16 protein-coding genes and 1 pseudogene are annotated in these 23,277 nt (G+C 37.8%); 2 read left to right on the top strand and 15 right to left on the bottom strand.

Annotated elements, in window-relative coordinates:
- Nucleotides 1-26: 26 nt before the first annotated feature.
- The 4 genes from H4J70_RS04970 to H4J70_RS04955 form a co-directional block, all read right to left on the bottom strand.
- Entirely contained in the window at nt 27-956 is a 930-nt protein-coding gene (locus tag H4J70_RS04970; protein WP_182213396.1) for a PDC sensor domain-containing protein, read from the bottom strand.
- 177 nt (nt 957-1,133) lie between these two features.
- Nucleotides 1,134-1,271, bottom strand: coding sequence for a hypothetical protein (locus H4J70_RS04965; protein WP_182229998.1), 138 nt, complete (start codon nt 1,269-1,271; stop codon nt 1,134-1,136).
- Between the two features lie 35 nt (nt 1,272-1,306).
- Nucleotides 1,307-1,825: a hypothetical protein gene (locus tag H4J70_RS04960; protein WP_182229999.1), complete on the bottom strand. Its 519-nt coding sequence runs from the start codon at nt 1,823-1,825 to the stop codon at nt 1,307-1,309.
- A 125-nt stretch (nt 1,826-1,950) separates the two neighbouring features.
- Complete coding sequence (locus H4J70_RS04955) at nt 1,951-2,832, bottom strand: LysR family transcriptional regulator (RefSeq protein ID WP_231907471.1); 882 nt, start codon at nt 2,830-2,832, stop codon at nt 1,951-1,953.
- A 976-nt stretch (nt 2,833-3,808) separates the two neighbouring features.
- Here H4J70_RS04955 and astB point away from each other — a divergent pair.
- A complete protein-coding gene (gene astB / locus H4J70_RS04950; RefSeq protein ID WP_182221108.1) occupies nt 3,809-5,146 on the top strand; it encodes an N-succinylarginine dihydrolase in 1,338 nt (445 codons plus the stop codon).
- A 105-nt stretch (nt 5,147-5,251) separates the two neighbouring features.
- Here astB and glsB read toward each other — a convergent pair whose 3' ends face one another.
- The 4 genes from glsB to ltaE form a co-directional block, all read right to left on the bottom strand.
- Nucleotides 5,252-6,184: a glutaminase B gene (gene glsB, locus H4J70_RS04945; RefSeq protein ID WP_182221107.1), complete on the bottom strand. Its 933-nt coding sequence runs from the start codon at nt 6,182-6,184 to the stop codon at nt 5,252-5,254.
- Between the two features lie 479 nt (nt 6,185-6,663).
- Nucleotides 6,664-8,973 carry an ATP-binding protein gene (locus H4J70_RS04940; protein WP_182221106.1) on the bottom strand — a complete coding sequence of 770 codons (2,310 nt, stop codon included), beginning with the start codon at nt 8,971-8,973 and terminating at the stop codon, nt 6,664-6,666.
- Nucleotides 8,974-9,027: 54 nt separating this feature from the next.
- Nucleotides 9,028-10,290, bottom strand: a complete 1,263-nt coding sequence (locus tag H4J70_RS04935) for a PotD/PotF family extracellular solute-binding protein (RefSeq protein ID WP_182213400.1) — start codon at nt 10,288-10,290, stop codon at nt 9,028-9,030.
- 99 nt (nt 10,291-10,389) lie between these two features.
- Nucleotides 10,390-11,409 (bottom strand): low-specificity L-threonine aldolase, encoded by a 1,020-nt coding sequence (gene ltaE / locus H4J70_RS04930; protein WP_182213401.1) that lies wholly within the window; start codon nt 11,407-11,409, stop codon nt 10,390-10,392.
- A gap of 268 nt (nt 11,410-11,677) precedes the next feature.
- Here ltaE and H4J70_RS04925 point away from each other — a divergent pair, with 268 nt between their 5' ends.
- Nucleotides 11,678-13,192 carry a leucyl aminopeptidase gene (locus tag H4J70_RS04925; protein WP_404842484.1) on the top strand — a complete coding sequence of 505 codons (1,515 nt, stop codon included), beginning with the start codon at nt 11,678-11,680 and terminating at the stop codon, nt 13,190-13,192.
- A gap of 109 nt (nt 13,193-13,301) precedes the next feature.
- On the opposite strand, the gene H4J70_RS04920 is transcribed toward H4J70_RS04925, so the two are convergent.
- The 7 genes and pseudogenes from H4J70_RS04920 to H4J70_RS04890 all read right to left on the bottom strand — a co-directional run bounded on the left by H4J70_RS04920 (nt 13,302) and on the right by H4J70_RS04890 (nt 23,056).
- Nucleotides 13,302-14,003, bottom strand: a complete 702-nt coding sequence (locus tag H4J70_RS04920; RefSeq protein WP_182230000.1) for a VC0807 family protein — start codon at nt 14,001-14,003, stop codon at nt 13,302-13,304.
- Nucleotides 14,004-14,140: 137 nt separating this feature from the next.
- Nucleotides 14,141-16,831, bottom strand: coding sequence for a nitrate reductase (locus tag H4J70_RS04915; RefSeq protein WP_182250715.1), 2,691 nt, complete (start codon nt 16,829-16,831; stop codon nt 14,141-14,143).
- A 97-nt stretch (nt 16,832-16,928) separates the two neighbouring features.
- Nucleotides 16,929-18,383: pseudogene (gene nirB / locus H4J70_RS04910) on the bottom strand (nitrite reductase large subunit NirB); the annotation flags it as partial.
- Between the two features lie 116 nt (nt 18,384-18,499).
- Nucleotides 18,500-19,684: an alginate export family protein gene (locus tag H4J70_RS04905; protein WP_182250714.1), complete on the bottom strand. Its 1,185-nt coding sequence runs from the start codon at nt 19,682-19,684 to the stop codon at nt 18,500-18,502.
- A gap of 60 nt (nt 19,685-19,744) precedes the next feature.
- Nucleotides 19,745-20,605 (bottom strand): ABC transporter ATP-binding protein, encoded by an 861-nt coding sequence (locus tag H4J70_RS04900; protein WP_182221102.1) that lies wholly within the window; start codon nt 20,603-20,605, stop codon nt 19,745-19,747.
- Between the two features lie 24 nt (nt 20,606-20,629).
- Entirely contained in the window at nt 20,630-21,586 is a 957-nt protein-coding gene (locus H4J70_RS04895; protein ID WP_404842485.1) for an ABC transporter permease, read from the bottom strand.
- A gap of 123 nt (nt 21,587-21,709) precedes the next feature.
- Nucleotides 21,710-23,056: a CmpA/NrtA family ABC transporter substrate-binding protein gene (locus H4J70_RS04890; RefSeq protein ID WP_182213585.1), complete on the bottom strand. Its 1,347-nt coding sequence runs from the start codon at nt 23,054-23,056 to the stop codon at nt 21,710-21,712.
- Nucleotides 23,057-23,277: the final 221 nt, after the last annotated feature.

Here is a 23,277-nt window from a genome sequence, read left to right as displayed (position 1 = left end):
TTTTTTATTATCTTCATTGGAAAGTGTTATTTTTTTAGTAGTGTTTCTGCTTTTGCGCCAAGGTAAACATATAGGCCTAAACCAACAAGTAGGCCAACTGAAGTAGCCATCATAGCAACAGCATTAACTAAATATTCAGGGGAGCCAAGTACTGACTTAAACATTAGCAATAAAGCTTCTATTGAAACGGCAATTAAGATAGTGGCAATAAATCGAGTTATTGTTCGTCTTGTTGAACTATGGCGTAATATATCTTTTTGCATTAACACTTCTTCTTCTATCGTTGTTTTGCCTAAGTCGAAAATGGCCAGTGCTAAGGTCAGAAAAATAATAATACCAAAAGGTTTTATTTGTAGATCTTCAGGGGTTGGTGAGAGTAATAAATTAACTATTTCGCTACCGGCAGAATATAAAAGAATACCGACAATAAAGAATAGTCCAACGACAATACATGAATAGACACTGACGAAAAAAGGATGGAATTTTTTTCTTTTTACATCCCCCATTAAAAATTCAATGGCTTGAGCTAAGTTAATATCAATCACCAATACACCAATAACATCACCATTTTTATTAGCATATTTCATTGATGTAGAAATACATAGATTATGGCTAGAGGTTGATAAATAAGGCTCAGTAACAATGATGGTATTATTTTTATCTGCCTTTATATAATAGGGGCGATAAGAGCGGTCTATCCCAAGGCCTTCGGCAATACTTTTATTTATATTATTCTTCTTAGAAATATTTTTACTACTTTGAACGCCATCGCTATCTAAAGTGAACATCAACTCAATAAAAGGGTAATGTTTAGTTAGCCAGAGCATTGAAGTTTGTAGCAGGGTTTCGTCTTTAAAAAAGTTTTCATCAAAGGCTCCAGCGACGATTGACGCCATAAGTTCATGAATAGCATTGTGATATTCATGATATCTATCTATTACACTTATATAATTCATTAAACTCTACTTTGATGATAAATATTATTTAGGGGGGATTAGTAAGTCGAATAGGGTTAACCTACAGGTGTTTATATTATGAGTAAGCTGGGTGGGAAAGTAGCAACGCCATTGATATCCTGAAATATTTAGCGATTTCTGCTTGCGCTGCTACCGTTTATTAAATAAGCCATTCATTTACCTTGGTTGTCGAATTTCGTTAAAATTTTGGCTATTCTCTGTTTCTTCAATATCCCACTGACTCACAGATAAGTGCTTGATGTTAATGAGTAAACTGGTAAAAGATAAAATACTGTTTAGCATGCGTTTGATCATGATATATCTCCTGAAATCTAGTGTTAAGTTATTGATTAATCTGCAATCAGTGGTGAGGTTTCTGAAAGTGATGCCAATCGATATGCTTTTTGCTTGATAATTTTTAAGTTACCTAACGTAATTGTGTTTTCATCAATTAATATCGCTTGGTTTAAATCAGCTAGGGCACCGCTAATATCATTGTTTTTGTACCTTGAAATACCACGATTACTGTAACTTAATGACTTAAGGTAAAGTCCAATGGTGTTATTTAAGTTCATGGCTTCAATACTGTCGATTGCCGCAGTACATGCTAACTCTGACTGTTCTGCATTATCAGCTTGCAAATAGGCAACACATAAACTCATATGGCTGTTATACGAACTTTCATCTTGATGGCGTTTAGTGAGTTTCATAATGCTTTTATTAAAATTGCCTTTAACAATATCTTGAGTACCTCTGGCATCTTTAACTACCGCAACTTTTAATGCGGTGTCACTTTCAAAAGCTGATACAGGGTTACTTACTAGTAAAGTTATCAATAATGGGGTTAATAAAGCTAATGTAGTTTTCATTTTTTTTCTCTCTATTTAAAAGCGCATCCGGTTGATGCAGGTCAACTATAGAAATTTTCATTTCGCGAGACAAACGATTAAAATCGACGTATTGAGTGAATAAATTTCATCTATCATTGGCGTCGTTATTCGTTGTTATTGGCGAAGGTTTCTTTAACCCAGTCAGCAAATAAAGTTAGCTCAGTTTTATTTTCCATATTTTCATGTTGGATCAAATAGTATTTGTCATTGGTATTGAGTTCTTCATCGAAGAGTTTTACTAATAACTGTTCAGTAAACCATGTTTTACTGATCGGAAGAGGCACTAATGCTATGCCCATTCCTTGTTGAGCCGCTCGTGCAACGCCAAACATACTGTCAAACTGTATAATTTGTTTTGGATCAAAATCATTAATATTGACGTTGTCGGCCCATTGATGCCATGACCAAGGACGAGAGCGATGTAAAATCAGTGGGGTATTTCTTAATGCCGAAGTCCCCATGCTTTTAAGTTTTTTATAAAGTTTTTTATTACAAGCTGGGGTATAACGCACAGGGAATAATTCATGAACAATACTCGCATTTGGCTTGCCATTCGCCAATACTATTGATAAATCAGCAATTTGTGAGGGCTCACTGCCTGATTTTATCGTTTCTAATTGTAAGTTTATTTCTGGATTTTTTTCAGACCATGTACTTAACTGGGGAATAAATAACTCACTGGCAAAAAACTCAGGCAAACTAATGACAATAGTTTTATTTTGTTGATTATGAGTGAACTCCGAAATTGTTGATTCAAGCTGATGAATTATCGGTTGAATAGATTGATAAAACTGTTTCCCTGAACTGGTTAGCTCTATTGAACGTGTTCCTCTTTTAAAGAGGTCAAAACCTAATTGTTCCTCTAGCTGTTTTATTTGATGGCTAACCGCTGAAGGTGTTAAAAACAATTGTGCGGCAGCATGTTTGAAGCTTAAACATTTTGAAGCCACGCAGAATGACCGTAAACCACGGATGGGTGTTTGAATAGGCATGTGAGTAAAATAAATTGATGAAGACAACTAGTAATAGCAATAGTTATACCGAAGTGTAACTAGTTGATATTATTATTAATACTTTTTTTATAAAGCTGCCGTTTTTTTCGGTTTGCACCATGTTGGTTCATTTGCACTATAAGAACAATTTGTTTATAGAATTATAAGCAGAAAAAAAGGACATCAATGATGTCCTTAAATGTAGCAGTTTAGCAATACAAACAGGTGTTTTTAAAGAATCTATAAATTATTATTAGAGCGACTCAACAAACAACTGCATCGTAAATCTATTTATTAGGCACAGCAAACGAGATAAATTCATTCGATGGATCAATATTTTTCACCTATAAAATTAAATGGGAATAAATCATGCTATTAAAAAGGTATTTTTTACCCATCAACATAGTGTAATCAAGGGCGTTGTAAAATTATTAGCAAGTGTCAGTATTCAGTATAATTGAGATCAATAATGCTCATTCGTTAGAAATTTATTCGCTAGGGACAGTAAGTAAGATCCATTTTATAAAAGTTAGCTTATTTAATCGCCTAGCTAAAAAAAAGCTAAAAAAAAAGGACATCAAATGATGTCCTTAAAATGAAACAATTTAACAATATAAGCAGTACTATTAAAGAATCGGGGAAGATTCAAAATACAAATGCATCGTAAATTGATTCGTCAGTCACAGCAAACGAGATAAATTCATCTGATAGGTTAACTTTTTTCATCTATCAATTTTTATACAATTAATAAGTGTTTTCGGGCTTATAGCCCTTATGGTATTTATAACTTACGCGCTTTATTTACATTATAGATTGTTGCAGGTTATGTTCAGTTAATGACGCTATGACTACTGATAAATTAAACGTTAATATAAAATTTTTATATATTGATGATCAATATTTTGATTGGTGCGTATTTTACTATGATGTTAAAAAAAATTAAAAAAACGATTAAAAGGTTGAGGTAATAATGAAAAGTTTTGAAGTGAATTTTGATGGTTTAGTGGGCCCAACCCATAATTATGCGGGTCTTTCTGAGGGGAATGTTGCCTCATTATCAAATACTAATAACAGCTCAAACCCTAAAGAAGCAGCCTTGCAAGGTTTGAAAAAAATGAAAGCATTGCATGATATGGGGTTAAAACAAGGCGTATTTGCTCCTCAAGAACGTCCTGACCTCTATACGCTTAAAAGATTGGGCTTTCACGGCAGCGATGCGCAAATATTGTCAGCAGCTTATAAAGCTTCGCCAACACTACTCGCCGCTTGTTGTTCTGCATCAACGATGTGGACAGCCAATGCAGCAACCGTTTCACCATCAGCGGATACGGTTGATAAAAAGGTCCATTTTACCTCAGCTAATTTAGCGAATAAGTTTCATCGTTCACTCGAACCTGAAACGACCAGTAAAATCCTTAAAGCTATGTTCAACGATGATAAGTATTTTCAGCATCATCAGCACCTTAACGATAATGAACACTTTGGTGATGAAGGGGCTGCTAACCATACGCGATTATGTGAAGGTTATGGAGATGCTGGTATAGAGATCTTTACTTATGGTCGTTATGCTTTTAATCGAAATAAACCAGCACCCGTTAAGTTTCCTGCTCGTCAAACGTTGGAGGCGAGTCAGGCGATCGCAAGATTACATGGCCTTTCTGAAGATAAAGCTGTTTTTGTTCAACAAAACCCCGATATTATCGATCAAGGTGTTTTTCATAATGACGTGATTGCCGTCGGTAACCAGAATGTTTTTCTTTACCATGAGCAAGCATATTTAAATACGGCAGAATTCAAAGCCGAAGTCACTCGAAAGTATAACGGCGATAAACTGCACTTTCTTGAAGTTTCAACCGAGCAAGTGTCGATTGAAGCAGCGGTTAATACGTATTTATTTAATACTCAAATTGTCACATTAGCTGATAATTCTATGGCTATTATTGCCCCGATGCATTGTCGGGAAAATAGTCAGGTTAATCATTACCTACAAACATTAATTGCTGGTGATAACCCAATAAATCATGTTGAGTTTTTTGATGTCAATGAAAGTATGAAAAATGGTGGTGGTCCGGCATGTTTACGGCTAAGAGTTGCGCTCACCGAGCAAGAGTTACTTGGGGTTAATCCTGACTGCTTGCTAACACCAGCATTATATAACCGATTAGTGACTTGGGTTAATTGTCATTATCGCGACAAATTAGTCATAGATGATTTACGAGACCCACAATTAATTATTGAGTCACGCACGGCATTAGATGAACTTTCACAAATCTTATCTTTAGGTGCAGTTTATCGTTTTCAACAATAATTATATACTTGCACAATAAGTGACTTTGAGCAGCCGTTTTTAACTAGAAACGTGCTGCTTTTAGTTAACCTAGGTATTTAAGACACAAATAGCTGATGCCAGCGATTAATGGTAAATAGACAAGCCTAATTCTTCTGCAATACCTTCTACTAACTTCATACCAACAACAGAATTACCAAAACTGTTTAACGGTGGGCTCCATGTACAGATCACGCCATAATTTGGCACGATAGCAATTAAACCACCACCCACACCACTTTTAGCTGGTAAGCCGACAGAAAAAGCGAACTCACCAGATTGATCATACATACCACTGGTTGATAATATTGCATTAACGCGATGTGCATCTTTTGGGCTACAAATAACCCGTTTCGTTAATGGGTCGACACCTTTGTTGGCTAAAAATAGTAAACTTTGCGCGAGCTGCTCGCAACTCATGCTAATTGAACACTGAGTAAAATAATGGCTGAGTACATCTGGAATTTCGGCTTCAATATTACCAAAGCTTTTCATTAAGTAGGCTAGGGCGGCATTACGATTACCATGGGTGAATTCAGATTGATAAACTTCAAGGTCAACGCGAATGTCTTCATTGTTTGCTAGCTTCCTAACAAAGCCTAAAAAAGCCAACTTACTTGCTGAATAATGACTGGTTAATACGTCAGCCACTAATAAAGCACCCGCATTTATTACCGGGTTTCTGGGAATACCTTTTTCCCACTCCAACTGAATAATAGAATTGAAAGGTTGACCTGAAGGCTCCATTCTCACGCGTTGCCACAAAGAATCACCTAGGCGATTCATCGCCATTATTAAACCAAATATTTTTGAAATACTTTGAATAGAAAAAGCGTGCTGATAATCACCGGCGCCAACTGTTTTTCCGTCAATGGTCGCGACTGCGATGCCGGCAAAATCGGCTTTTACACTAGCAAGAGCAGGAATATAATCGGCTACAGCACCCTCGACAAAGCTATCACGGTAAGAAAGCAGTAATGCGTTTAGCTTACCTTGTAAGTCAACTATGTTGTTTTTCATATAATGGCTCGATGTTAAAAGTGCAGAGGCGCTATTATGCACAAAATAAATCTGAGATGTTGCCTTAAAGAGACTTATTTAACGCTTTGACCTTAAATAAGCATTCAACAATTAATGAGCTAATCATGCACTTTAGCTTTTTCTAGAGTTTATAGAATATCAATAATCATCGATTATGGGTACGAGATTATTCTCCTTTGCAATTTGCAAAAAAATTCATAATGCAATGGAAATTTAAAGATAAATAAGTGGTGTGAAAATAATAGAAAAATTATTTTTTACAATTTATTGGTTTTAATGGCCTTAGTGATATTACCCGCATTGAAATATCCTTTGCCGGTACTAAGCCAATACCCACTGCGTACCTGAACCGTCAACATGGGGTATTTTACTTTAGGCCTTGTCGTCTTAGTCACACGCCGATTTAACTTTTAGTATTGATGATTTTTATCACATCATTAATACTAAAAACCCTATTTTTATGACGTTTTATTATTTTTATTCATCCAAAACGTAAGTTTTTGGTGGAGTTTATTGATATCAATGGGTTTAGCCAGGTAGTCGTTCATACCGGCACTTAAACACCTTTCTTTATCTCCTTTCATCGCATTGGCAGTCATAGCGATAATCGCAATATCTTGATGCTCTTTCCCTGCCTCACCGGCTCGAATAGCTTTAGTTGTTTGATAGCCGTCCATTTCAGGCATCTGACAGTCCATCAAAATTAAATCGTAACTAGACGAGTTTAGTTTTTCTAGCGCGTTAATACCATTTACGGCTATGTCGGCGCTTAACGTTAATTTGGTTAGAATTTTAGTGGCAACAATTTGATTTATTCTATTGTCTTCCACCAAAAGTATTTTTTTAAAGGATAAGTTAACCGGGTTAATTGTGATGTCTGGCTCAACACTGTCAGTAATATCATTTTCTGGTTTTTGATAAACTAAATAAAAGGAAAAGCAGCTACCTTTATTTAAGGTGCTTTTTATATCTATACCTCCGGACATAAGTTCACATAACTGTTTTACAATCGTTAAACCTAAACCTGTACCGCCATATTTTCGAGTGGTTGAATTATCAGCTTGAGAAAATGGAGTGAAAATATTCTGCTGCTGTTCTTCTGAAAGGCCTATACCTGTGTCACTGACTTTACACGAGAAGTTAAGTTGTTCTTTATTTATTTCTGTCAGTTCAACTTCAAGGTCAATAGTGCCTTGCTCGGTAAACTTAATGGCATTACTTAGCAGATTAATCAGTATTTGTTTAAGTCTTGTAGGATCGCCAATAACGGTCTTTTGTGAAAGTGACATCGACCTAATGTTAAGTACTAATGATTTTTTTTCAGCAAGTGCATTCATTATTATGACCACTTCGTTAATAATATCAGTGACATTAAAATGAATACTTTCTATTGCTAGTTTTCCTGATTCAATTTTAGAGTAGTCTAAAATACTATTAATTAAGGTCAACAATGATTCAGAGCTCGAATTTACCAAATTAATATATTCTTTTTGTTCATCATTTAGTGGCGTGTTAGATAATAAACTCAGCATACCAACCACACCATTCATTGGTGTTCTAATTTCATGACTCATATTTGCTAAAAACATGCTTTTTGCTTTAGTTGCCTGTTCAGCCCTTTTTTGTGATAGAACCAGCTGTTGATTTAATTGTTGTGACTGTTGTAATAAATCATTGGTTTGTTTGTTTTTTAATTGAAATATAGTCGCCGATTTCATTAGATGACCTATCTCATCTTTGCGATTAACGTTAAGTTCAAGCTTTTCATTAATTATTTTATTTTCAGCAAGTGCATTAAATACTTGAGTTACTTTTTCTATTGGAAATATAAGTCTTTTCAAAATATAGACAGTAATAAGACTGGTCAGGAAAATACCAAGAATAAACATAATATTGCCACGAATAACAGACTCTTCAACTAGGGTGTTCAGCTGAGCGTTACTTGAATCAAGATGGGTTAAAGCAACTTCACTTAAATTTTTTGCTAAATATAAAAATTCGTTAGCAGAGCCAGACATAACCACATTGACTAAGTAATTATAATTTCGGGTTACTTGCGTCAACAAATTAAAGTCACTAGATAAAGCGGTTAATGTTGAAGTAAAGCCATCGATATTAAGTGGCGCTGCGGTACTTTCTACTTGGCTAAAAATAGACTGAAAGTTGGTAATATTCTCAGTATTAGGTCGGATAAAGTATTGATAAGCCGAAAGTTGTAGGGCCGAAGTCAGATCTGCAAGTCTCTTGGTTGTTACATGAGTCGTTTGAATAGATTGGTTAAGATGAATACCATTAGATGCCTCAGCGGTGATGGTATTTAGATGGCTTAAGTGAGTTACTATAGTTTTATTAAATAATTCACTTTTTTTATCGATGAGTAAGACAACCGAATCAAAGTTTTCTCGATAAGCTTTTAAGTGATCGCGCATACTCTCTATCGCGACTTGCTGATCGGTGCCAATGTTATTTTTTTCGATAAAGAGCGAGGTTATAGCTAATTTCCCCGTTACCGAACTCATAATGTCATTTAATCGTTTTAATACTGAAGAAGCTTGATTTTCTTTATAAATAAGCACATTGCGCTGTAAATCTAAAACATCTTTCTCTAATGCTTTAACCTGAACGACTCCATCAACTATTTCTTGATTAGAGGCTAAGCCCGTTACTAATCGTTTTTGGTTCTGATACGAAACAGTCTCCTGGCCGATAAAAAGTAAAATAATGAGGGCGAGCGAAAGCATCAATTGTGTTTTTAAACTTCGAAACATTACTGGCACCCTTGAGTTTGAATGCTTATTATATTGGCATAAAAATTTGATTGTTTAAGCATTAATAAATTCATACCACTTTTGCAGGCTATAGTCATAGGTTGGCATAACGGTATTCCAAACAGCAACATTGCTAAATCGTTTTTCATAACTGCCCCCGCGACGAATATTTCCTTTATAAACAGATACTTTATTATCAGTACCTTTTAAGTCGATCGCGGCGGGTTTTCCGTCATACCAGTAATCCCACTCTTGAGGAGAAAGGTAGCGAGCAGTACGCTCAGGGTTTGAAATATAATAGCCTTGTCTGGCAATGTAAGCACCTGGCCAACCAGATAGCCACCAATTCATATAATCATAGGCTGCGTCTTTTACCTTGCCAGTTGTCGCCTTAGATAAACACATGACTCCGTGCCAACCGCGATAACCCTCTTTAGGTGCAGCGTAAGTTACCGGCACATTCATCCCGTTTAGTGAGGCTACAGCAGGAGAAAACATGCTTTCTATTACCACACGACCCGATTTCATAAATTGAATCGACTCAGGCACCGAAGTCCATAAACCACTGAAGTGACCTGCTTGTTTCAATCCTATTAATATACCAAAAAGTTTGTCTAATTCTGGCTTGGTCATGGCGCCAATATTATTAAATGACATTAGATTCTTAGCTTGTGCGGCGAGAGCTAAGTCAAAAAGACCTATGGTCGGCGCATTGATAATACCGACACGGCCACTGTATTTTTCATCTAATAGCCAGCCCCAACTTTCAGTCTCGTAAGGTATGCCTTTTTTAATAAAGTCAGTGTTGTAGCCAAAAGAGTCAACATTATGCACATAGGGTAAGAAACTTAAATCGTTGGTATGGTTTTCGCCTAATTGATTGTTTTTTTGTACGTGTAATATTTTATAAGGTGCATCGCCGTCACCGAGTTTCGCCGACTGCGTTATTTTTCCTGTTTTACTTAGGTTATTAATTTCATCCCAATGGGTTATTCTTCTTTTGTCTATCGATTGAATAGCACCAGAGCGCCAAAGCACATTAATACTGTTTGACCATTGCTCATAGAGATCAAATGACTGAGGAAACATTGACGCTTTTTGTAAAACTGCAGCGCTACCTTTAGGCTCAAATATCAAATTTATCCCTAGGTCTTCCATCGCTTTTTGTCGTAATTCTTCTTGTAATGTTACATGCGTACCCAAAATGCGTAAGGTCACCTTATTGCGCGCAAATACATAGGGCGCTTTGGCAATGGCTATGGTTGCCGCGCCGCCTAAGGCTATTTTCTTAATCACGCTTCTACGAGACTTATCCATTTGATTTTTCGCATATAATTTATTTGATATATCGAGTATAGATAATTAATCAAAATAATCTATTACGAATAGCACAATATTTACTTTTTAGTTAAAAATTTAAGCTACGCTCGTTAAGTGATTTTTTACCGCTGTAATAAAGCTATTAATATCTGCTTTACTAATATCTAGGTGAGTTACCAAACGCATGTTTTCACTGGGGGATATTAGAATTTTTTTTGTTTTTAGCGCGTTAGCCATGGTATTAATATCGATAGAACTGTCGACTTTTACAAAGACCATATTAGTGGTGACTTGCTCTACATTAACAGTAAACCCGCTTATTTTATTAAGTTGCTCTGCCAAGTAATAAGCATTTTCGTGGTCAACTTTAAGTTTTTCAACATTTTCGGTTAACGCTATTTTAGCTGCTGCACAGAGAATACCGGCTTGACGCATTCCGCCACCCAGTACTTTTCGCCATCTTCTTGCCTGCTTGATGATTTGCGTTGAACCTAGTAGTAATGAGCCAATTGGTGCGCCTAAGCCTTTAGATAAACAAATCGACATGCTATCAAAATATTGGGCTATCTCAGTGATATCTACGTCTAATGCGGTCGCAGCGTTATATACGCGCGCGCCATCTAAATGCAAACTTAATTGATGCTTATTAACAAACTCGCGCAGTTCTGCTAAATAGTGTAGCGGCAGTACTTTACCATTTATGGTATTTTCAATGCTAACCAGTTTTGTGTGAGCAAAATGCGAATCATCGGGTTTAATCGCTTGGGCAAGCTTAATTAAGCAAAGGGTGCCATCTTTCTCATTTTCTATCGGTTGCGGTTGAATTGAACCTAGTACTGCCGCGCCACCACCTTCAAATTTGTAATTGTGGGCTTGTTGGCCACACAAATACTCGTCGCCTCGCTGACAGTGTGCCATTAAGGCGAGTAGATTTGCTTGTGTCCCCGAGCTACAAAAGAGTGCAGCATCAAAACCATGACGTTTGGCAGACCATTGCTCTAATTCGTTTACGGTTGGGTCGTCACCATAAACATCGTCACCAACCTCTGCCTGTGACATTGCATTACGCATTTTCAAGGAGGGTCTTGTTACGGTGTCAGAGCGAAAATCAATCATGTTAAATCCAAATCAAATATTAATAGCAAGAAAGTATAAACGGTTATGCCGCCCTAAATATAGGTAATTAACACCATTTTAAAAAAGACATACATTGATAATGTTTTTTATTAAATACCAGATAAAAATCAATCATATTAATCTTTAATTGATCGCTATAAAATCCTATTTTATATGAATATTTTCCTTGGAATAGTCATTGAACTAATATGACTTTATTGTCGTATATCTTAATATTATTCTTATTATCCATTAAATAGAGGTTTTTATGTTGTTAAAACGTACCACCATCTCAGTTGTTTTAGGCGCTATGCTTGCTAGCACAACGGTATTGGCAGAAACAATAACTTTTGCAGATTCTGTTTCAACGGTTGCAGATACCTTAGTTATCTTTCACACAAAAGAGGGGAAAAATAGTGATTTCTCTGCATTCGATAAGGAAAGTCAAGGTCACTTAAGTAGAGCTGTGAAAGCAGAAGGTTTCAGCAGTGAGTACGGTAGCTTTTTACAAGTTGTTGCACCTTATGGTTTACATTATGAGCGTGTGTTAATTGTTGGAACAGGCCCACAAGCACAACTGAGTAAAGATAAGTTGACCGCTTTGGGCGGTAACTTATTGGCTAAGTTAGACACTAAATTAACTCAGGTTATTAAAGTATCAACTGATGATTTAGTGTCTAGCAATACTGCCGCATCTTTATTGGCACATGGTGTAAGTTTACGTGCTCATCGTTTTGAGCAGTATCACAATGAAAAGCGTAGTGAAAAAACGTTTATGTTTGATGTTGAAAATGGCAAGCAAGCTCAAGCAGCGTATGCCCCATTAGCTAATATCGAGCAAGGTGTCTTTTTAGCGCGAGATTTAACCAGTGAAGTTCCCACTGAGATGACACCTGTTGCTTTTGCTAATGCGGCAAAAGAGTTAAAAAAACTCGGTGTTGAAATAAAAGTGTTAACGCCTAAACAGATTAAAAAATTAGGTATGGGAGCACTTGAGGCTGTTGGCCGTGGTAGTAAAGAAGGGTCACGTTTAGTTGTTGCCCATTATCAAGGCAACGATGAAGCACCGATCGCTTTAGTGGGAAAAGGTATTACCTTTGACTCTGGTGGCTATAGTATTAAAACCGGCGCATCTATTGCCCGAATGAAGTCGGATATGGCCGGTGCAGCTGCAGCGTTAGGGACTATTAAGGGACTTGCTTTAAATAAAGCTAAAGTGAATGTTGTTGCTGTCATGGGGATGGCAGCTAATATGGTCTCTCAATTTTCTATAGCACCTGGTGATGTCGTTAAAACAGCAGAAGGGCTAACGGTTGAGGTGGTTAATACAGATGCAGAAGGGCGCTTGGTTTTATCTGATGCACTCTGGTATGCGCGTCAATACTACAAGCCAGAAATCATGATAGATTTAGCCACTTTAACGGGCTCAAAAGTTCGAGCATTAGGTGATCGTTATGCTGGTTTATTCTCAGATGACGAAGCGTTAGTTACCGAATTAACCTTTGCAGGTAAACAAGTGAATGAAAATTTATGGCGATTACCGCTAGGGTATAAAGATATGCTTGAAACGGACATTGCTGATTTAAAGAATACCGGTTCAGGTGGGCCAGGTGCAACCACAGCAGCTAGTTTTCTCCAGCACTTTGTTGGCGATGTACGATGGGCTCATCTTGATATTGCCGGTAATGCGCTTAGCAGTAAAGCAAAAGATGAAGTACCCACCGGCGGTACAGGTTTTGGGGTGAGGTTATTGTCTGAATGGTTAATGACTAAAGAAAAATAGTACAGGGTTATTAACTGAGCAATACAAAAATTGACTTTATTGAAAATAGACGGAGTAGGTCGAGGGTTAGCCACTTACATCCGTCTATAATTAATCGGTAATTAGGGGGTTATTTCTCACCGTTTAATATTTTTTCTAACGTTAAATCTGTTAATTTCATGGTACTTTTTACCACATAGAACATAATTGCAATTAGCATCACCATTGAAGGTATGGCAATCACGGGATAACTTAACAGTGTCATTTCGCCAAGTTGCTCATTAAACTCTACTGTGCCAGCGGGGCTAATAACAATCCATTTAGCTAATAGGTAATTCATCGTGGCAGAAAAAACAAAGGTTGAAGCTAAAAGATGATTTGCCCACTGAATTCTTGCTTTAAACTGATCAGTTTTGTTTTTGCTTGCTAGCGTTTGATAGATTAAATCTAAATTAAATAACAGTGGATTTAATAATATTTTAGCAATTAAGGGTTTTCCCCAAAAACCAGATATCAGCACAACTATGCCGATAACAGATGGAATGGCAGCTTCTTTGATAGCGAGCCATTCAACGTCCAGTTCAAATAAACCTATGCCACCCGTTAACAAGGTACTGAAAAATCCTAATAAGGAAATAAAATTCATCGACTTGTTTTTAATGAAATCATACAAGCCATAACCGAGTGGAAACAATAAGGCAAAAATTAAGGCCGGTACAGTGCCTAAATACTCATCTGTCGAAAGTTTCATTAAAATAATCGATGGAATAGCAATATTATATAGGAGTTCTAAAAAGGTATTCGGGCGTTTAACAGGTGTTTGAATTGGCATTATATTTCATATTTAGGCACAACTGACCATCGCCAGTTTATTTAAGTCTGCCGACATTTTATCTAATAATAGCTAAAATGTCATATTATAATCTGATAGTGCTCACAAGCTTTACATTTACTGGCAAGCGCTATCCATTATTCTCCCCAGGAGCTGTTAATTAATGTGGCTTTATCGATGTGATGTTCACTAAGTAATGCAGCTAATTCTGATTTACATGAACCACAGTTTGTGCCACATTTTAACCCCTCTCCTAATTGTTCAACAGAACTACAGCCGCCTTTAATTGCGCCTACAATGTCTTTTTCACCAATATTAAAACAGCTGCAAATTTGTTTACCTTTGGAGAACTCTTCACTTGAAGTCCCTGCGAGTAAAGATTTAATATTAGCTTCGCTTAGAGATGACTGACCAAAAGCATAATTAAGCCATGCGCTTTCAATACGGGGCTGTGTTGTTGACACATAACACAAGAAAACTAATTTATTGGCTTGTAAGCAAATAATGTAAGAGGTGCCTGCTTGGCTAAATTGGTGCCACTCACCAGATATATGGCTGCTTGTTTGACACCAATTTAAAAGGTCACTTTCAAGTTCAATATTAGCAAATTGATAACTAAGGCCATAATGGGTACGTGCTTTACTCCAAAAGTCATTACTCATTTGGCATTGCACGATAAATTCTTCGCTAAGATGAAGTTGACCAAACTGGGCAAAATCTGTTTTGCTTAATGCGATCGCGCCATGCTTCATTTCAGGTTGACCAGAAAACGGGTCGGTAATGCTCTCATATAAGTTGTTAACATTTGCGCTAGACGCAAATTGCTTATTCCAATGAATAGGCATAAAACATTCATTAGAACGCTGGTTTTTATCTAACTTTGCATGCACTTTTGCTTGCCCAGTGTTTGATGCAATATTGACTATTTCATCATCTACTATGCTTAATCGCGCCGCGTCATCAGGATTAATATAAAGGTAACATTTATCGGTATGAGCGGTGAGCTGAGGAGATTTACCGGTTCGAGACATCGTATGCCATTGATCTCTTAATCGACCACTGTTTAATCTAAAGGGAAATTTAGCGGATAATTTTTGAGTTGGCTGGCGTGGCGTAATAGGAAAAAAGACAGCTTTACCTGAAAGGGTAGAAAACTTACCCTCTTCATAAACACGTTTTTTGCCTTCAGGATAGGTATCATTAACTGGCCATTGTAGAGGCTTTAAACGGTTATACTGTTTTGGAGTAATGGCTGAAAATGCAGAGATATCAAAGACACGTTTGCCATTGTTTTCAAAACCTGACAGTTGAGCGAACTCTCTAAATACCTCACTAACGTGTGAATAGTTAAAGCCTGAAAAACCCATGGCCGTGGCAACGTCCGCAATAATTTGCCAGTCGTGCTTTGCTTGTCCGCTCGGAGCTATAGCATTAGTTTGGCGTGAAATTCGGCGCTCTGAGTTGGTAACGGTACCGTTTTTTTCTAGCCATGGCGTTGCCGGTAGTTTTACATCAGCAAAGTCTAACGTATCATTGTTTTCAGCACAGTCTGAGACCACAACATATTCACATTTATTTAATGCTTGGGCTATTTTTTTAACGTTGGGCAAGCTTACCATCGGGTTAGTTGCCATTATCCAGACCGCTTTTATTTTACCTTCATCGATAGCGTCAAACAGATCAACCGCCTTATAACCTGCTTTAACAGCGATAGTGGGGGATTGCCAAAAACGTTGCACTGTTGAGCGGTGTTCAGGGTTTTCAATATCCATATGAGCGGCTAATTGATTAGACAAACCTCCCACTTCTCTACCGCCCATAGCGTTGGGTTGACCTGTGATAGAAAAAGGCCCACAACCGTCTTTGGCTATTTTTCCGGTGGCTAAATGACAATTAATAATGCTTTGACACTTATCAGTGCCTGAGTTTGACTGGTTAATGCCCATTGAATAAAAGCTGAGTACTTTTTCAGTGTCGGCAAATAATTGATAGACACTGGCAAGGGTTTGTTGGTCAATATCGCAATAGGCTGATACTTCAGCGAGTGACCATTTTTTTGCTGCTAATAAAGCTTGTTCGAAACCTTGGGTATGCTGTGCAATATAGTCATTATTTAAGCCATTGTTAGCGCTTAAGTAGTTTAAAAGACCGTTAAAAAATGCGGCGTCAGTGCCTGGCTTTATCGGTAAAAAATAATCAGCTATTTGACAGGTTGCGGTTTTACGCGGGTCAATAACCACAATTTTCATCGCTGGATTACGTTTTTTAGCACGTTCAATACGTTGAAATAATACCGGATGGGTCCAAGCGGCATTAGAGCCGGTAATTAATAAAAGCTCTGTACTGTCTAAATCGTCATAGCTACATGGTACAACGTCCTCACCGAAACTGCGCTTATAAGCGGCAACCGCTGAAGACATGCAAAGGCGTGAATTGGTATCTATATTGGCTGAACCTATATAGCCTTTCATTAATTTATTCGCCAGATAATAATCTTCAGTCAGTAGCTGTCCTGAGACATAAAAAGCCACAGCATCAGCGCCATGCTCTTTAATAATTTGTGTAAATTTATCGGCAACATGATTTGTCGCTGTTGACCAATCAACCGTTTTATTATTTATTTGTGGCTCAAGCAAGCGGTTGGTTAAATCTGTGGTGGCTAATAAATTGGTACCTTTAACGCACAGCTGTCCAAAGTTGGCTGGGTGCTCTATGGTGCCGACTAATGCACTGGCCTTGCCATTGTTAACCGTAATATCAATACCACAACCTACACCACAGTATGCACAAGTTGATTGAACAATATGTGACGATTGAGAACAACTCATAAAATTTACCTTTAAAACAGAGAATGATATACAGCCCGCTTTATATGGGATGTTTTGTTTATTTATTTATGTTCGAATTTTATTCGATGACATTTAGACAAATATCTTGTTTAACTTTCACAGCACGGCTTGCAAATTCTGCCTCAGCCAGATTTTTCAATAAAGCGCTACAACCGCCACATCCGCTACTGGCTTTAGTACAAATTTTAATATCATCTAGGGTATAAGCTCCTTGATCGATTGAGCTGATAATATTGCTTTTTGTGACCTGGTGACATGAACAAATAATCGCGCTATCAGGTAGTGCACCAACGTCTAATGTTGGCTGTTCACCTGATGAAGGCAATATCAGCGTTTCGGGTGATTCAGGTAAATCTATGGCATTAAGCATATATTGCAATAACGTGTCGTATTCACGGGTATCACCAATTAATACTGCGCCAAGCATTTTGCTTTTGTCACTAGAGATAACAATTTTCTTGTAAACGCCAGCCGGTTGATTTTGATAGGTATAGGTTATTGCCCCGGTTGTTTTTGCGTGAGCGTCACCTATTGAGCCTACTTCAACACCCATGAGTTTCAATTTGGTACTCATATCGGCACCGGTAAACAAGGTTTGTTCACCCATAATATGTTTTGCCGCCACTTTAGCCATCTGGTAACCCGGCGCCACTAAACCAAAAATGAAGTTGTTCCAAAGCGCACATTCGCCAATCGCATAGATATTTTTATCTGAGGTTTGGCAGTGGTCATTAATCACAATACCGCCTCGTTCACCCATTTCAAGCGCGAATGATTTAGCTAGATTGTCATAAGGGCGAATACCTGCGGAAAATAAAATAAGGTCAGTTTCTAGCTCGGTATTATCACTAAAACACAGTTTATAACGACAGATTTCGCCGTCTTCAATTACACTGGTGGCTTTTGATGTATGCACCTCAACACCCAAAGCTTCAATTTTTTCTTTTAATAAGCGACCGCCACCAGCATCAATTTGTACCCCCATTAATTGTGATGCAAATTCAACGACATGGGTTTTTAAGCCTAAGTGGCTTAGCGCATTTGCAGCTTCAAGGCCGAGTAAACCACCGCCGATAACCACCCCCACTTTACTGACCTTTGCGCTGGCCTGAATCTTATCTAAGTCATCTATGGTGCGATAAACCAAACAATGCTCGCGGTCTTTTCCTGGAATAGGCGGTACAAAAGGATAAGAGCCAGTGGCTAAGATGAGTTTGTCATAAGCGATAACTTGGCCGTTTTGCGTGACAACATGCTTATTGCTGCGATCGATATCAACAACTTTGGCATTAGTTTGAAAATTTACCGTCCAATCTTGGTAAGTTTTTTCGTCAGCCATGGCCAGATCTGCCGCTGTTTTACCGCTAAAGTATGTTGAAAGGTGAACACGGTCATAAGCAAGGCGAGGCTCTGCTGACAAAACGGTTATCTCAATGGCTTGAACAGCTGTGTTCATTTGAGCCAATTGCTCAACAAAATGGTGACCCACCATGCCGTTACCGACCACGACAACTTTTTGTTTCTCTATGATTTGTTGGTTACTTGAGCTAATTTTATTTACCTGCTGCAATAGTGATATGGGTTTACAATTTGTGATAACGCTTAACAAACCTGTAGAGCGTTATCATTATAAGTGTGTTTGGAGAGCTAAAAATTTGCACTTACCCAAAGCCAAATTTTATCTGTATCAACTTTACCTGCAGTAGAATCGCCTGCTGAGTAAGCCGCATACTTTAAGCCTGCCTTATAATTCTTAGCGAATTTTTTCGCGTAAACGGCATTAATTTCGCTACCTAAATCATCAACCGTATCGGTTGATTCATCAGCAGAATAATCATGAATTGTCACTGTCCAACCGCCGCCGAATGCTTTACCTGACACAGAGGCATAAAGATCAACCAAGCCTTCTTTTGGTGTACCTAAAAACTGATCTGCCCAACCGTTGAATTTATGCAGTGTCGCCAGGGGTGTTGAAAACCCAACCATTGAATCATCACTGCCTAGAACTTCTGCACCTAATTTAAGAGTTACCGCATCAAAGCTATAGCCGCCTTCTATGGCCATATAGCTTGCAGAGTAGTCAGTTGCGCCGCTTTCTGAATCTTGAGTAGCAAATTCGGCTGAATATGAAAACTTGTCTTTTTTACCGTTAAAACTCACCCCGAAAGTATCTAAGCTATTAGCGGTTCCTTCATCAACTTCTAAGAGATAGCTGTAAACGGTTAGTTTGCCATAACTCGTTTTGTAGGCGAGGTTAAGTAAATGGTCTTTTGCATTAAAATCTTTTTCATTGGAAAAAATACGATTACGTTTATTAATGTAGCTATAGCTCATTTTTACATTGTCTAATGCGTCATAAGTTATGGTCGCGGCATCAAATGTTTGTCTATCTTGACGCCATCCTACATGCCCAACATAACGATGATTATCTAAGGTCAGTACTTGGCGACCGACTTTAGCGGTGATCCCATCTTTTTTGTATTGCACATAAGCTTGGTCTAATTCAGTCGTTTCTGGATCGGCAATAACAGAATATTGAGTATTATTACCCACGGCATCGTTATACTTGTTAATACCCGCTACTTGGCGTGAGTCTTCAAATTCAACAACTGCGGTAAAATTATTGTAGCTAGCACTGGTGTAATTTAGACGAGTTCTTAGCGTTAACGCTGAGGCATCTTTTTTGGTATTGTCTTGATCAACTTTTTCATATCGCAAGTTTAAATCTATACTGGCTTTAGCTTTAGTCTCGCTATTTGCGGTTGCTGAAGCACTGGCACTTGCTAACAAAATCACTGCCGTAATTTTTGAGAATGTATGAACGTTTTTCATGGTTTATCCCTTAAAGTTTTTTTAAATTATTTTTATAATTTTTTAATTTAGCGAAATGTATTAAGCAACACTGGACGTCTTTTGTTTTACTTCAGCTTTTTCAGTTGATTTAGCCGATTTAGCTGTAGGAATAACTTCAACTTTTCTTTGTTTTTCATACAAAAAAGTTAAAACAGCTGAGCGCAATCGGTTATATTCAACATCTTCTGCTAGCGCTAAACGGTTTCTTGGATGAGGTAAGTTGACGTCTAATATTTCGCCTATTGTCGCGGCTGGCCCGTTGGTCATCATGACAATGCGATCTGATAATAAAACAGCTTCATCTACGTCATGGGTGATCATGATGACGGTGTTGTTAAGCTTTTGCTGAATTTCCATTAATGAGTCTTGCATATGAGCTCGCGTTAAAGCGTCGAGCGCACCAAAAGGTTCATCCATCAAAAGTACTTCTGGTTTCATTGCTAAAGCTCTGGCAATACCAATACGTTGTTTCATACCGCCTGAAATTTCATCAGGACGCTTGTCTTTTGCATGATCCATATGAACTAAACGTAAGTTATGTTCGATCCATTCTTTCATTTCGCTTGAAGACATTTTATTTTTGAAGACTTGTTTTACCGCTAACTCAATATTTTGATAGGCGGTTAACCAAGGCAATAATGAATGGTTTTGAAAAACAACAGCACGTTCAGGGCCGGGTTCTGTTACTTCTTTGTTATTTAATAATACGCCACCTAATGTTGCTCTGTGCAAACAGGCAACAATATTCAATACGGTTGATTTACCACAACCTGAATGACCTATAAGTGAAATGAATTCACCTTTTTTTATTTGTAAATCAACACCCTTTAACGCGGTAAAATCGCCTTTAGGGGTTGGAAATACCATATCTACTTTGCTGATGTCTAAAATAATGCTCATGTGATTTCCTTAATCCTATATTGGCTAAAGTTGTGCGCTTGATTTGTCCCAAGACAATATTCTTTGCAGTTGCAGCATGGTTCTATCAAGCATGTAGCCAATAAGGCCTATGGTTAATACTGCGGTCATAATGCGACTAAGGGATTGCGAACTGCCGTTTTGGAATTCATCCCAAACGAACTTTCCTAACCCTGGATTTTGTGCCAGCATTTCAGCCGCAATAAGTACCATCCAAGCAATACCTAATGACATTCTCATGCCAGTAAAAATGGCAGGAATGGAAGCAGGTAAAACAATTTTTTGAATATGTACGTGTTTAGGCAGGCTTAATACTTTACTGACATTCACCCAGTCTTGATTTATTGAAGCCACACCAAAAGAAGTGTTGATGACCATAGGCCAAAGACTACATAAAGTTACTGTGATTAAAGAGGTGATAAAAGATTTAGCAAACATAGGATCAGGAGATACATAAAGTGCACTGACTACCATGGTTACTATCGGTAGCCAAGCCAAAGGAGATACGGGTTTAAAAATTTGTATAATAGGGTTTATTGCCGTATTTAAATTTTTACTTAAACCAATGGCAATACCTAAGGGAATAGCAACAACAGCAGCCACTAAAAAGCCACTAACTACCGTCACTAAACTGGTGAATATTTGGTCTAGAAATGTTTCTTTACCGGTATAAACTCGTATTTTAGCTTGATAGCTTGGATCTTTTGCCATGCGCACTTTATTTCGTTCGTCCTGGCGAATATAAAAAGCATCTTCTTTGTCGCGTTCAGCATTATGTTCATCAATTAAATTAACTACTTGAGTAGCCACTGCACTGGGGCCAGGGAATTTTCCGAGCGAAGTATCAATGCTACTTGCCGTAAACGACCATAGCAGCATAAAACAGAATATACCGGCCATAGGTAATATCAACGCTTGTGCCTTTTCTGAAATAAAGGACCCGATTATTTTGTTATTACTCATTGGCACAATACCTAATATTTTTTTATTAATTACAGCAGTCATTTTTGTTCTCCTTTATGCGCTGCCGGTTAATGGACAGCGCATAACTACTTAGTAAAGTACTGGCTAAAATACGACAAGGTTCTAAAGTTTGTCACCGGCTTTTAGGCCAATTTTAAACTTGTTTATATAGGCGTTTGGTTGAGTACCGTCATAAACAATGTTGTCAATAAAGTGTTTTTGAGGAGCACGGAAACCGTCTTCACCGACTAAGTCTGAAAAGTCGCTTTTAGACAATAACTTGTCATCAACTAATGATTGCGCTGCAGCCATGTAAATATCAGGACGATAAACTTGTGCGGCAATATCTTTGTACCAACTATCAGGTTTGTCATCGCTAATTTGTCCCCAACGACGCATTTGTGTTAAATACCAAATAGCATCAGAGTAGTAAGGATAAGTGGCGTTGTAGCGAAAGAATACGTTGAAGTCAGGTACTGAACGCACATCGCCTTTTTCGTACTCGAAAGTCCCTGTCATGCTGTTTGCGATAACGTCGTAATCAGCACCAACATAGTTCGATTGAGATAAAATTTTCACTGCTTCTGGACGGTTAGCATTATTGTTTTCGTCTAACCATTTAGCGGCACGAATCAATGCGCGTGTTAAACGAATGGTGGTATTTGGGTATTTTTCAGCAAAGGCTTTAGTAATACCAAATACTTTTTCCGGGTTGTTCTTCCAAATTTCATAATCGGTAACGACCGGCACACCAATGCCTTTAAATACGGCTTGTTGGTTCCAAGGTTCACCTACACAATAACCATAAATAGTGCCGGCTTCCATTGTGGCTGGCATTTGTGGAGGAGGCGTTACTGACAACAGCACTTGTGCGTCAATCTTTCCTGATGTATCACCTTTATGAGGAGCGTAAAATCCAGGATGAATATCACCAGCCGCTAACCAATAGCGTAACTCGTAGTTATGTGTCGACACTGGAAACACCATACCCATGTTGAAAGGTTTGCCTTCATCAAGATACTTTTCTACAACAGGCTTTAAGGCATCAGCTTTAATAGGATGAACAGGTCTTCCATCGGCTTGCTTAGGAATATTGACCTTCATTTGCTTCCAAATTTCATTAGAAACAGTAATCGCATTGCCATTTAAGTCCATTGAAAAAGGCGTGATGATTTCAGCTTTAGTCCCGTAACCAATCGTTGCTGCAATGGGTTGGCCAGCAAGCATGTGAGCACCGTCTAATCGACCATCTATAACGCCATCAAGTAATACTTTCCAGTTAGCTTGAGATTCAATCGTGACGTATAAGCCTTCATCTTCAAAAAATCCTTTCTCATAAGCAATAGCGATAGGGGCCATATCGGTTAATTTAATAAAACCAAATTTAAGTTCTTCTTTTTCTGGGTAGCCTAGCTCTGCTGCTTGCAAAGACGAAGTCAGTAGGGAGCCAGAAATACATAGTCCTGCAATAACAGTACGGCATAATTTTTTACATTCATTTTTTAAAGTCGTTTTCAAAATACCTTTCTCCAAATAAAAAAGCCCACAGTACTTCGGATACAATCCGAGTACTGTGGGCTTCAATGCCAAACTAATAATGACTACGTCGTTGCAGTGCGATTAGTTTTAACGAAATAAGTTTTGAGTCAATTTTCACTTTATCGTTAAAACAACCGCTGTTGATTGAATTA

The organism is Colwellia sp. BRX8-9, assembly GCF_014077245.1.
In the GTDB taxonomy this organism is placed as follows: domain Bacteria; phylum Pseudomonadota; class Gammaproteobacteria; order Enterobacterales; family Alteromonadaceae; genus Colwellia_A.
The sequence above is the reverse complement of the archived record's forward strand: the minus strand, read 5'-3'. Positions and strand labels throughout refer to the sequence as shown.